We start from the raw sequence: 13,239 nt of genomic DNA, 5'->3' as shown, positions 1-13,239 counted from the left end.
AACAAATAAGCAAAACTCAATTTATGAGTCAATTGGTTATCAAAAACTGAGTTTATGCACACTGCGCGTACAGTCGAACAACATATTCACAATCCAGACTAACGATAATGAAATCATTGATTGAAGAATTAACATTTTAACAATGATTACAACAATGTTAACTTTAGCCCCGTTGGTCGCGCTGGTGGTAAGCCTTTCACCAAGCCTATTGTCAGTTTTATATGGACGTTCGACCACCTCCAAAATGAATAGACACCCAATTTGGTGCCCTTTTTACGCCCGCAGAGGAAATTCTTTGCGGGCTTTTTTCTTTAAGTTAAAGTCAGAGCGCACAGGATCAGTTTTGTTTCGTCAATCTCTCTACCTTGGAGGTAGTATACGAATCAACAAGCGGAGACAATTCTAGTAACTCTAACACCTTTTTCTCAAAGGTTTCATCAGCACTTCTCACCCAATCTAAAAACTTCTTTTGAGCAAACATAGGCTCGATTTCGTATAAAAACTCGATACTAAAGTAAAACTCGTTTTTGATATGCAAATTGTAAACTCTTCGATAGTCCTTCTTATACTCCAAGTTACCTTCTACGTATTTTGAGTACGTTTTCTCTCCAACATCAATAGCTTGGCATTTAATTGGGGGGTAGCCGCGAAGAAACTCCCCTACGAGAAACTCTTCTTTCGCTCTCTTTTTTTCTTCGTTTATCGGCTCTAATCCCCAGCGATGATTTGCGTAATCGATAGCATCATTCATCATCTCTGTATGATCTCCTTTCTTAGATCCTTCAGGAGACTCTAGAGCATGATAAAACTCCACATACTCTTTTTCTATTAATGAAGATAACTGATTGACAGAGTGAATGCTCTCATTGGCAGACTTGATCCTTAGCCTAATATATAAACCACCTTGTTTATTTATAGGTAATAGAGGGTTTAATATTTTTTTTTGAAATGAGAAATAAATAGAAGCCAATTTTATTAACTTTTCATGCCGTTCTACTTTTGAGTCAATATCGAATTTTTTTAACTCCACAAGATCTTGGTATACATGCCCTTCATATATATTATTCGGACACTCAAATGACAATACTAAGTCATCTATCTGGAATACATTATGTAGCAAGTTTGAAAAATCTGGTTTTCCTCGAAAGCCATCTTTACAAATTTTAATAAGGCCCATATTTCTAACTCTTGTTCTTTAAATATGCATCAATATCTTTTAAACGTTTACTAGCCATATTAGTACCAGACATCATCAGTTGTCGTCGATAGGATTCAACGCCAAAATAGGGTAATGTATGTGGGCTCTCTGTGACCTCTCCATTCATCACCAATCCCAAAAACTTACAGCAACGGACGAGACTACTTGTCGATAATGGGGCTTGCCTCGCAGCAATGTTGGGGACAATATCAAAAGGATTAGTCCGGGTTTTATTGTAGTTTATCTTCAAACCAACATGCTGTGCGTTTTTTCCTATCTTCGTTGTGTTTTCTCCTCCTGCGTGCACCACGACTTGTTGATTCAATAATTTTAAGCTCGGATTCTTTTTTCTCACATATTCAAGTGCAGAGTTAAAAATAATGGCACCTTGACTATGTACTGTCCATTTAACTTTTTTACCCTGCTCCGCACATTGTTTCATTACCGCCGCTAGGTGTTGAGCATTGTGCGAAGTAAATCGAGTTTTGTCATAAACACATTCAATTAGATCTAGCTTCGCATTATCAGAAGGGTTGTGAAACAACGTATACTCTGTTGGCTTATCTTCTGAATATGCCACCTGCGTATGCACTCCCATCAGTGTCGCTGCTTTCTCATAATCATTCAGCATTCCATTTACCGTAGCATGAAGTGTATTGACTTGATGAGTTACTTGAGCTTTAGTGTGATCCCACTCAGCCAACAATAACTTTGCTTCTTCATTGTTTTGCACCCCATTGTATTCACCATTTTTACCTGTTTCTTTTTTCACATGATACATTTGGGTTCTTTGATGTGAATGCTTAAAAACAGACTTACCATGTAATTGTCGGTCAAAAGCTATATCATGGATTACCACTTTCCCATCTTTAAGGATACAAGTTAATAAATAATGATAATTTTTGAAGGGATATCTGGTGCGAAATATTCGAAGCAATGGATTACGTTTATGTCTAACTACCGACGGTGCGCTTGGATTCGATGAAAGAAAATACATTTCTTTGATAACTTGTTTCTGATCATACTCATTTAGAGACGCAAGCATGATGAGAGATTGTCTTGATAGATACAGCTTTTTATTGCTAAAGAGTGCAGCCGAAATTCTCACTCGCCCATGTAAGAATTGTTCGATTTCATTAACCGATTTATTATTTAGCTCAATGTAATCAAAAGCCTCTTTCCTTTCAATAAACTCCCAAGTCATTACGAATCCCTATTCAAATAAAAGTGGGACATATACTAAGGTATGATGAAGGATAAAAAGGAGACTAGATCTTTTCGAAATTTCAAATATATAGCATCGCCTCCAATTTAATGAAAACAATAATTTTAAAAATTACACTCATCCCTATACTTGATGATAATTCACTAGATATATACATCTATTGATACAAAGGTTAAGTGCCTTAAATCTCGTTTGAAACAAGAGACACTTAACCATTGAACTAGAAATTATTGAGATACTTATCCATAGATACTAATTATACAGTACACCTGTAACAAAAAGGCCAGCCTGAAAGGCTGGCAAGTAGAGCAACAAGGTCAACGCCTACTGCTAACTAGCGTCGAACTCGTATTGGATACATCATTTTAATTTTATTGATTGTTCACAATCGGAGGTTATGACTTGCTCGCTTCGTCTTTGCGGCACTTCACCTTTACCAGCTGTGCCTGCTCATCTTTGATGTTTTTCACGATTCGAGCATCACGCGCATCAATTGCGTCTATGTTCATTTGCTGAATATCTGCTACAGCTTCATGCTTCATTTCAGAAAAGTCCTGACGTAAATCTGAGCTCCACTCTTCTCTGTCTAAAGTGTTAGCAGCAGCGATTGGCGATGAAGTTACAACAATAAGACCTAGAGTAGATAGAATTACGCTTTTCATAATAAGCTCCTTGAGGATTAGCAGTTCATTTTGGTTACAATTTATATATTGCACATACGATGCCAACTTTTTAATCCTTTAAATTCAACAACTTAATGAAATGTTCGTTTTTACATTTATATCAGCATGGTAAATTTCGCACCCCAAGTGTAAAATTAACCAAGCAAATCCAAAGACCAATTTTATTCAGTTAATCTATAGTATAGAGCGCCATTTCTCCTTACAGTTATCGGCTCAAAACGTGTGGCTCAAACATTCATCTAATGTCATTCAGGCCTAAATCTTCGGCATAAAAAAAGCAGCCCGAAGGCTGCTATTTATTATTAAGAAAAGAGATGCTAGTTCGATGTATTCGCAGAAATATCTGAAGATACTGACGCTTTTCTAAAACGACCAATGACACGCTGGAAGAAGCGCTTAATCGCTCGAAAGATGTTTTTAATATCTTCAAGCATTAGATACAGACAAGGCACTAACACCAACGTCAGGACTGTGGCATACAGCACAGCAAAGCCCAAAGCGACGGCCATTGGTATTACGAAACGTGCTTGTAGACTGGTTTCGAACATAATAGGCAATACACCCGCAAAGGTCGTGATGGATGTCAGCGTAATCGCTCGGAAACGTGCACAACCAGCCTCAACCACCGCCTGCTTGATGCTCATTCCTTTCTCTCGGACTTGGTTCACATAATCTGTCATCACCAACGAGTCGTTGATCACCACACCTGCGGCTGCGATCAAACCGAATGTCGACATCATGCTAATGTCTAACCCCAACCAGAAATGTCCCCAAATCGCCCCTGTTAAACTAAACGGGATAACAGACATCACGATAAGAGGCTGGGTATAGCTCTTCAATGGTACGGCAAGCAAGATATAAACAATGATCATCCCTGCCACAAAGAACATGATTTGTTCGTTGCGTTGCGCGGCTTGCTCTTCGATGTCACCACCCAGCTCTGTTTTGACACTTGGGTGCAGCTTCTTCATATCAGGCAAAATACTATCGTCGATGATTTTCACAATTTCTTGTGGCTCAACGAGTTCTTCATCAATAGAGCCGTACACATAAACGGTTTGATAGCCACCTTCACGACGAATTGTGCTAACCCCAGGCTGCTCACTGATATTCACTACATCGCCCAGCATCACTTTCTTGCCTGCTGGCGTAGTAATGACAGCGTAACGTAATGAAGAAAACGCTTCACGAGTCAGTTGAGGATAGCGAACCATGACTTTGATCTCTTCACCGTCGCGAATCAAACGCTGTGCTTCTCCGCCGTAAAAACTGCCGCCGACTTGTTGCGCAATCATGGTCAAGTCAAGACCGAGATCGTACGCAACAGGTGCAAGAGAAAGAAGTACTTCTTTGCTGCCTGAATCAATGGATGACGAGATATCGAACAACCCTTCTTCTTGCTGCAAACGTTCAATCAAGTAACGTCCTGCTTGATTAAGTTCATTGATGTTGGAGCCAAACAGTAAGTAGCCAAACTCATCACGATCGCCACCACCTGCACTTTGTTCGCGGATCTTGATACTCTTCATCCCCGGAATAACAGGCATCGCCTCACGCCAGCGTCGAGCAAGTTCAAAGGTATTGAACGGACGAATTTCCTCATCGACAAGCGGTACTAACACTCGTCCTTCGGTGCGGCTTCGATTGTAAGAAAGCACATCGCGAATCATACCTTGCCCATGATCAGCAATAGTTTGAGACTCGACCTCTTGCATGACACGCTCGATGGTTTTCAACGCTTCAATGGTTTGCTCACTGGAAACCGTGTCATTCATCTCGATAGTAATCGCAGGGTAATCCGTCGGTACTTTCGGGTTAGGGATAACACGCACATAGTTGGATTTAACCAATGCAGCACTGATCAGCAATAAACCACAGAACACAGCAAATACCGTCCAACGCCAATGCGTACAGGCTTTCACGAAGTTACGATAAGTGCCGTTTACAAAGCCGAAGAAACGTTGGTTGAAACGATCTCGCCATCCACCAGGTTTGACGGGTTTAAAATGGGTATGCGCCAAGTGCGCTGGTAGGATCAACTTTGATTCAATCAAACTGAAGATCAAACACAGAATCACGACACCAGCAATGCCGTAAAAAAAAGCGCTATCAATACCACTCGAAAGCAAGAATGGTGCGAATACAGCAATCGTTGTCAGAACACCAAATGTCGCCGGCGTAGCAACACGTTTGACACCGCGTACCACGTTCTCGACACCGCCGCCCTTTTCTTCGATTTCACTGTACGCACTTTCTCCCATGACGATGGCGTCATCCACCACAATTCCGAGCACCATGATGAAAGCGAACAGCGAGACGATGTTCACTGTAATACCCAAAGCTGGCATCATCATTACCGCACCAAGGAAACACACTGGTAAGCCGATCATTACCCACATCGCCAAACGGAAACGTAGGAAAATCGTCAACATGATCGCGACAAGTACCGCGCCTTGCAGCAAGTTTTTCAGCATCATGTCGAGACGACCATTTAGGTAGTACGTCATGTCGACCAGAATTTTTAGCTGAACATCACTCGGCAAGGTTTTGTTTTTGGCTTCGATGTAGTCACGAACTGACTGAGCAACCGGAATGATGTTTTGATCGCGCGTCGCTTCGACTGACATGTAGATAGCATTTTGACCTGAATACTCGAAGTAGCGCTCTTCTTCGGTAAAGCCATCTTTGATGGTAGCAATGTCTTGCAACAATACCTTGGCACCATTGGCACCTAGCTTAACGGGAATATTTCTAAACTCATCTCCACGGTAATATTGGTTCTCGATTCGAACCGCAATCATTCCAGAGTTTGTTTTGACTTCGCCCGCCGAGAAGTTTGCCGAGTAACGACGAATGGCATTGCTTACGTCATTCAACGTTAGGTCATACTTACGCAGCACGAGGGGCTCGACTTCAATCGCAATCTCTTCCTCTGGCGCACTTAAATACACCAACATGACGTTATTAAGCTGCAGAAGCTCATCTTCAATCTGCTTCGCAATCGGCTTAAGCTCTTCAAGAGGCCTGTCCCCCACCAGCCCCATTTCTATCACGTCTTGTCGCCATTCAACCTGATAGACATTGATGGGCTCCATGCCAAGAGGCAGGTTAGAAATAGTATCGATGCGCTGATTCACATCATCAAGCACTCGCTTGATATCCGCGTTGACATCAACTTCGATAGAAATATAAGCACTGCCACGAGAAGCTCGCGACACCACTTTTTTAATGCCAGTAACGTCTTTGATCGACTCTTCCACTTTGACCAAAATACTCTCTTCAATTTCTTGAGGAGACGCACCTGGATAAGTCGCGCGAACGTCGATGTAGTTCACTTCGATATTCGGGAACATCTGACGCTGGATAAACATGTAACTCACGATACCCATGATGATGATAAACACCATCAACAGGTTGGCAGCCACAGGGTTATTGGCAAAATAGGCAATGATGCCCTTTTGATTCGTATCTTCCATGACAAACTCCTACTTACTGTACGACGGTTTCGGAGTCGTCATTCTTTTTTGCAATTTGAACCGCCATGCCTTTTTGCGGGTATTCAGGAAGAGTCAGAACCAATTGGTCACTTTGTTCCAAACCTTCACCTACCAACATGAATTCTCCCTCCGCTCTTAACACTGTGACAGTGCGAGGCTGAAGTTGATTTTCATCGTTGACGACCCAAACCGTGCGGTTTTTCACTAATTCTTGTGGAAGACGATAGATGTGCTTGAGCTCTTTGCCCGTAAAGCTGACTTCTACGTAAGAACCAAATTTGATTGGCGGTTGCTGGTTATCGATGCCATACGGGTCTTCAACCTGAATCACCATATTGATCATGCGTGTGGCGCTATCAATCATTCCCAAATCACGAACGACTTTACCTTCACGGGTGGTCGAGAGAATGCCTTGCTGAGTTACGGTTGCTGTCAGCTCTTTGATTGACTCCGGCAAAAACGCACTATCAAAACCAGCAATTGGAACATGCACTTCCGCCACTTCGATGTTATTCAAAGTGGCGACACGAGATCCCGACGTCACAAACTGACCCACACCGACATCACGCTCGACCACTAAAGCATCGTATGGCGCAACCACTCGGCAGTTTTCCAAGTCGCGATTTGCACGTTTGAGAGCGGCTTGAGCAGACTTCACTTGCGCTTGCGCGCTAAGCACCTGAGGTTTACGCAAGTACAGATCGGTGACTTGCTTGTCGCTAAGTTTTTTCGCTTGGCGTTTCGCCACTTCCGCTTTTGCTTGTTCTTCAATTAACGATGCTCGAGCACTAGCCAGACCCGCTTCAGCTTGAAGTACGGCCGCTTCATAATTATCGCTTTCTATCGTGAATAACACTTCCCCACGCTTCACGATGCCACCGGTTACAAAATTAGGGTGCCAACTGATCACTTCACCGCTGACTTGAGCAGAAAGGTGTGTTTTTTCGAATGGAACCAATTCGCCATGGCTGGTAATCACGACTTTATGGTCAGTAGGAAAAAGAGAAGAGGCTCGAACTGTGGGTTCGGTTATGGTTTCTTTTGTTGACTCTTTCTCTGGAGCTGTCGCTGCAATCGCGGCATATCCAGCGTAAGATCCGCCGACGACAACGAAGGGTAAAAGCCAACGTACTATGGGTTTTGCTAACATCAAAAATCCTTTTTTATTGTTGTATTCAGCCGAATGCTCGTGTTGGTTTTTCAACCTAAATGCGACATCAAAAAGCATAATGCTCAATGAGTTAGCAAGTACTCCCTATGAGCAATCGGTGAGTTCATTGCATCTGAAATAGACGAAGATATTTGTACTTCTGTAGCGACTAACAACATGGTGTGTGGCCGTTACATCATTCAACTAACTTGAAACGAAATCATGCAGTTCAAGGCAAGGAACCCGTGTTCGTTGCCTGCTTGCTGAGGCCAATTTCAAGTAAAGTAAGAGAGCTGCGTTTTTCTGTGGTGACTAGCCACAAATAACCATCTATTCAAAGTTAATAAAATTAACAAAAAATTAACCAGATCCGCAAGTTATGCTGACTTACTTCTTTTGTCTCTAGGCAAACGCTGTGCCAAACATTTACCTCAATAAATTCATATGGTTATATATTTCAATTGATTTATTACAGAGCGCTATTGGTTATTATCGCCAGATATTAGTGATAATGACCAATACAACAAGAAACATAAGTAAAATAAATGATTTTGTGCGCCATAAAAATAAACTGAAATTAGGAGAAAAACGCGCCCAATACCGCTTTCTTCCCGCAGTATGATCTCACTTCATGGATTTACTTGACTAAACACTCGTTCTTTAGCCGCGATAACTGCACGTTGAAAGCACTTATGTCTATACTTCAATACAGTAAGGTTTTGTAAGACAAGGAAATGTGCCATTGTTACATACGCTCTCCAAATTCATTTTCGCATCCATGTTCTCAGTGCTTTCAGCATGCTCATCAATCGAATCAAATCAGCCAAGTGAGAAATCCACAACTTTTCATTTCGGCTATCAACAAGATTCGGTTCTGGCTCATTACTTTGAAGCTTATGGCGAAGATCCTAAAACCATCACTGGCTTTTACCCGCTCAACCAAGGACACGATGCCCTTCTTGCTCGTACTTCTCTCATCGAGTCCGCACAAAAAAGCTTGGATCTTCAGTATTATATTTATCGCGGTGACGAAACCAGCCAGCTGATCACTTGGCGTTTGTACGAAGCAGCCAAACGAGGCGTCAGAATCCGACTGCTGCTTGATGACATGCAAAAACGCAACGACAACGTCATGGCGGCTCTAAATGCGCACCCCAATATTGAGATACGCCTGTTCAATCCTCATCAATACCGCTCTGCACGAATCTTTGCGTTAACCAGTGACTTCGAACGTCTGAACCGCCGAATGCACAATAAATCGCTGATTGCTGACAGTGTCTCTGCGATTGTCGGTGGACGAAATATTGGTAACGAGTATTTCTCTTTTGAATCAGAAGTAGAGTTCGGCGACTTCGATTTACTGCTCTACGGGGAAGCCGTGCAGCAAACGGCGGATCAGTTTGATCTTTATTGGAACAGCGTACACGCCGTGCCGATGGAGTGGATATCGCCAGAATCTCAAAGCGTCTCCGATGCCGCGATTCAAAAACAAGTCACCAAACTGAACTTGCAAGAAAAATTCTCTTCTGGCCGATACGATTTTACCGCCTTGGATATGTATCAAGATCTCAAACAAGGCAAACTGAACTTGTACTGGGGTGATGGACAAGTTTGGTTCGATTTGCCAGATAAAGTTACGACACACGATAGTCAGTTAGTCGGAAACTTAACCGAGCTATTAAAAAGTGTTGAGCACTCTTTCGTGCTCATCTCGCCTTATTTCATCCCAACAGAAGCTGGCACAAAAGCTCTGACGAATGCAGCTAAGCGAGGTGTCGACATCACCATCGTAACCAACAGCCTTGCGTCGAATGACGTCTTTGCCGTTCATGGCTGGTACGCCAAATATCGTGAAGATTTGCTCGAATCCGGCATCAAACTTTGGGAAGTGAAATCCAGCGCGAAGCTCAAGAGTAAATGGAGCTTAACAGGTAGTAGCCGCGCGAGCTTACACGCAAAGGCAATGACGATTGATGACAAAACACTGTTCGTCGGCTCTATGAACTGGGATCCTCGATCTGCGGCTTTGAATACCGAAATGGCCGTTGTGATTGAACAACCGGAATACGTGCAAGCGTTCTTGGCAAAATTACCCAGCCAACTGAAAGACAACGCTTATCGACTCACTCTACGTGACGGAGACATTGTTTGGACAAACACCAAAACTGGTGAGGAATATGATTCAGAACCCGAAGCAGGCGTTTTTCGCCGATTAGGCGCTTGGTTCTCCGGCATTTTACCAATAGAAGATCAACTTTAACTTGGTCACATTCTCTGCATTTCGTTAGCGCCGCAAAAAATAGAGTTGTGTAGGCTAGCTTCAAAGACAGCAAAAACGCTATTCAAATTTGAATGGCGTTTTTTATAACGAAAAGGAAATTCAATGTCAGTTTCATGGGATCCGTACTATCAAAAAGTCGCTCAACAACCACACAGGGTCAATGTAGAGAAAGCCCTACAATTTCACACATTAGCAAAGAAAATTGCCGTTGACGCTGGCTGCGGTACAGGGAGAGACTCCAATTTTCTTCTCGCACAAGGCTTTCGTGTTCACGCATTCGACAACAACTCAGATGCAATAAAAACCTGTGAGACGCGTTTTTCTGAACAGTCGAACTTCTCCATCTCGCAAGCGTGTTTCAGCGATTTTGATTACCCTAAGTGCACCCTATTTATTGCTAGCGCCAGCCTGTTCTTTTGCCCAAAAGCGCACTTTGAAAACGTGTGGAGTCAAATCGATTCTTCTTTGCCATCAGGTGGTGTTTTCTGCGGAGACTTTTTAGGCGTGAACGATTCTTGGGTTGATTCAAACTCGCATGCTCATCTAACCTCACTCACTCGCCAGCAAGTCGAGCAATGTTTTGAGGGCTATGACATCGTCTCCATGCATGAAAGAGATGAAGATGGCACCACCATAGTCGGGACGCCTAAACATTGGCATGTATTCAGCGTCACGGCAGTGAAACGTTAATCTGAACGCAGGAATAAAAACAAAAACAGCACCAAACTCGGTGCTGTTTTTTAGTCACTCAACGCTGATTATTCAGGTGGATACACCACTTTAAAGCGTTCTAGAACCAGCAAACGTTGCTCATGCCAATCGATGTTCAACTCATCGCACTCGGCTTTAAAAAATGCAGCATGCGCGTCACGCCACCAGTTCAACGTTCTATCACCTTCGCCTTCTGCATAGGCGAACTCTGCGGTGACTTCATCATATCGACAGGTGCTCACGTCCGTCATTTGAATTACACAAACAGGCTCACCGTCCCAATTGGTGACAACTTGCAAATGCCCGACCTCTGGCATCGGCTCCCCGTGCTCGCTGTACCACAACTCCATACTGCACGATGCCGTTTTCTGCCCAATACGAACGAGTTCGGCGCACACATTCGCGTTGTATTCATCGGCACAATAGTAGTCAGCACTGACTGATGGAATAGCACTTTTCTGCTCTGGGGAGAGCGAATCAAGATACCGATTTAAGTAGTTTTTTGCTTTTGCGTCCATGCACTTATCACACTTGAGAAAGAATTAATGACGAGCATAACCAGTTGTAAAACAAAGAACAACTGACCAAAGAGTTTACCGTTCACAAACCCGTCTTTCTGCTTAAACTTTTGTCCTGAGCCATAAAAGTTGCGCAAAAGCGTGACAAGCATTTCTTTTGTAATAACTTTGCTAAACGTTTGTTCGATTTGCTATGGTTGCAGGGTCTATCTGTACTCTTCACGCAAAAGGACGTTTTATGCGCTTATTTATTGCCCTCTTCTTCTCCCTGATTCTCTCTCTCCCGACTCTGGCATCCGAAGAAAAATATTCTGAATCAGATCTATTAGATAGACCGTTAATGGAACGCTATATTTTAGATGAACTTAAATCCTTGCGTCAGGATTACCAAAGCCTTGAAAAGCGAATGATCACCGAGATCACCGATCGTGAATTAACGGTGGCGGATAAATCGCTGAACTACGCAAATGTGACGGTAACGTACTTCTTCTACATCATCGCGGGCGTGGCATCATTGATCGCCTTTGTAGGTTGGCAGTCGCTGCGCGAGTTTAAGCACAACACAAAAGAAATGGCGGACAAGCGATTGGAAAAAATCGCTCAAGAATATGAAAAGAAATTTGTTGCGCTGGAGCGAGATTTAAAACGCAAAACTCGCATCATCAGTGAAAACAACAAAGAGATTGAAAAGATCAACGAAATCCACAACTTGTGGTTACGTGCTCAAAGTTCGCAAACGCCGGAACAACGTATTGAGATTTATGACGAAATCTTGGTAATTCGACCTGGTGACCTTGAAGCATTGACTTACAAAGCCGATGCGGCTATGGAAATAAACGAATACCATTGGGCGCTAAGCATATGTAACCGAGTGCTTGAGGTAGATTACACCAATGGCCCTGCGCTTTACCAACGCGCTTGTGCGTACTCTCGATTAGGGATTGAGGAACAAGCGATTGAAGATCTGGAACGCGCCATTGACTACAGCCCTTCAATTCGCGATTTGTTGGCAGAAGAACGCGATCTTGAATTGCTGCACGGTAACGAGCGATTCGAGAAGCTATTGCAGCTGAGCAATAACAACGAATAACGGAACTTACAACATGAGCAGCCACTTTAATCTTGAAGATGCCAGCCAAGTATTAGTGGGCGCTTTTGCCCTTGCTGTGCCTATCTCTTTTTCGGAAGAAGCATGGCGATTGGGTGAAAGCTTACCCATGATAAACCTGCTCATGTTGTTAAGCCTTTCTGTGATTTTTCTCAGCTTTTTCGCTTATCAAAGCGTATTTCAAAGCCACATTAGAAAGCGCATTCCCATCTTTGTGTTTCGCGTTGTGATCGCCTATTCCATCGCCGCTATCGTGGTGGCTTTGGTGCTATTTTGTCTCGACAAGTTGCCGCTCTTTACTGACCCGATCGTTGCGATAAAACGCGTTATCGTCATCACAATGCCAGCGTCGATGGGCGCGATTGTGGTGGACAGTTTCGACAAAGAATAACGCTTACGCCCCTTCTTCTAAGGTCAAATTCGAACCTGAGTGATCTTTGCCTAACACATCTTCTGGGTTTCGCAGTGCGCAGGTTTCTAACGACAAACATCCGCAGCCAATGCATCCACCCAAATCGTTTTGCAAGGCTTTGAGTTTTTGAATCTTTTGTTCTAACTGTTCATGCCAATGGCTCGCCATGACTTCCCATTGCTCTTTGTTCGGAGCTTGATGTTTCGGCAGCTCATCTAGCGCATGTTTGATTTCTTCTAACGATAACCCAACTTGCTGAGCCGCTTTAATCACCGCGACACGGCGCAAAACGCTGCGGTGGTAGCGGCGCTGATTGCCTTGATTTCTCCAACTCGAAATCAGTCCTTTTTGTTCATAAAAATGCAGGGCAGAGACTTTCACTCCAGAACGTTTTGCCACTTCTCCTACGCTGATTTCCATCCTTGACTTCCCGTGTTTCTATTTTGTTAAAAAAAG

11 protein-coding genes are annotated in these 13,239 nt (G+C 43.2%); 4 read left to right on the top strand and 7 right to left on the bottom strand.

The features are described 5' to 3' along the window. Positions 1 to 337: 337 nt before the first annotated feature. The 5 genes from ACF8CV_RS01385 to ACF8CV_RS01365 all read right to left on the bottom strand — a co-directional run bounded on the left by ACF8CV_RS01385 (position 338) and on the right by ACF8CV_RS01365 (position 7,753). On the bottom strand, positions 338 to 1,177 hold the full coding sequence (locus ACF8CV_RS01385) for a hypothetical protein (protein WP_029816689.1): 840 nt from the start codon (positions 1,175 to 1,177) through the stop codon (positions 338 to 340). Positions 1,178 to 1,181: 4 nt separating this feature from the next. Continuing rightward, positions 1,182 to 2,402 carry an alpha/beta hydrolase gene (locus ACF8CV_RS01380; RefSeq protein ID WP_138937180.1) on the bottom strand — a complete coding sequence of 407 codons (1,221 nt, stop codon included), beginning with the start codon at positions 2,400 to 2,402 and terminating at the stop codon, positions 1,182 to 1,184. A 416-nt stretch (positions 2,403 to 2,818) separates the two neighbouring features. Continuing rightward, entirely contained in the window at positions 2,819 to 3,085 is a 267-nt protein-coding gene (locus tag ACF8CV_RS01375) for a hypothetical protein (RefSeq protein ID WP_005464185.1), read from the bottom strand. A 338-nt stretch (positions 3,086 to 3,423) separates the two neighbouring features. After that, positions 3,424 to 6,582 (bottom strand): efflux RND transporter permease subunit, encoded by a 3,159-nt coding sequence (locus ACF8CV_RS01370; protein ID WP_138937181.1) that lies wholly within the window; start codon positions 6,580 to 6,582, stop codon positions 3,424 to 3,426. A 13-nt stretch (positions 6,583 to 6,595) separates the two neighbouring features. Continuing rightward, complete coding sequence (locus tag ACF8CV_RS01365) at positions 6,596 to 7,753, bottom strand: efflux RND transporter periplasmic adaptor subunit (protein ID WP_011106254.1); 1,158 nt, start codon at positions 7,751 to 7,753, stop codon at positions 6,596 to 6,598. Between the two features lie 742 nt (positions 7,754 to 8,495). Here ACF8CV_RS01365 and ACF8CV_RS01360 point away from each other — a divergent pair. Continuing rightward, the gene (locus tag ACF8CV_RS01360; RefSeq protein WP_005483921.1) at positions 8,496 to 10,013 is read left to right on the top strand and encodes a phospholipase D family protein; all 1,518 of its coding nucleotides are present in this window, start codon (positions 8,496 to 8,498) and stop codon (positions 10,011 to 10,013) included. Between the two features lie 123 nt (positions 10,014 to 10,136). Then, positions 10,137 to 10,724, top strand: coding sequence for a trans-aconitate 2-methyltransferase (locus ACF8CV_RS01355; protein WP_138937182.1), 588 nt, complete (start codon positions 10,137 to 10,139; stop codon positions 10,722 to 10,724). A gap of 68 nt (positions 10,725 to 10,792) precedes the next feature. Here the strand turns inward: ACF8CV_RS01355 and ACF8CV_RS01350 are convergent, their stop codons facing one another. Continuing rightward, entirely contained in the window at positions 10,793 to 11,263 is a 471-nt protein-coding gene (locus tag ACF8CV_RS01350) for an ASCH domain-containing protein (RefSeq protein WP_138937183.1), read from the bottom strand. Positions 11,264 to 11,501: 238 nt separating this feature from the next. Between ACF8CV_RS01350 and ACF8CV_RS01345 the strand changes: the two genes are divergently transcribed. Then, positions 11,502 to 12,353 carry a tetratricopeptide repeat protein gene (locus tag ACF8CV_RS01345; RefSeq protein ID WP_005464201.1) on the top strand — a complete coding sequence of 284 codons (852 nt, stop codon included), beginning with the start codon at positions 11,502 to 11,504 and terminating at the stop codon, positions 12,351 to 12,353. Positions 12,354 to 12,366: 13 nt separating this feature from the next. Beyond that, positions 12,367 to 12,762: a DUF2391 family protein gene (locus ACF8CV_RS01340; protein WP_005464146.1), complete on the top strand. Its 396-nt coding sequence runs from the start codon at positions 12,367 to 12,369 to the stop codon at positions 12,760 to 12,762. A gap of 3 nt (positions 12,763 to 12,765) precedes the next feature. Here ACF8CV_RS01340 and soxR read toward each other — a convergent pair whose 3' ends face one another. After that, complete coding sequence (gene soxR, locus ACF8CV_RS01335) at positions 12,766 to 13,203, bottom strand: redox-sensitive transcriptional activator SoxR (protein WP_005464169.1); 438 nt, start codon at positions 13,201 to 13,203, stop codon at positions 12,766 to 12,768. Positions 13,204 to 13,239 lie beyond the last annotated feature (36 nt).

This window comes from Vibrio sp. zbq_1, from assembly GCF_043102935.1.
Lineage (GTDB): Bacteria > Pseudomonadota > Gammaproteobacteria > Enterobacterales > Vibrionaceae > Vibrio > Vibrio parahaemolyticus.
The sequence above is the reverse complement of the archived record's forward strand: the minus strand, read 5'-3'. Positions and strand labels throughout refer to the sequence as shown.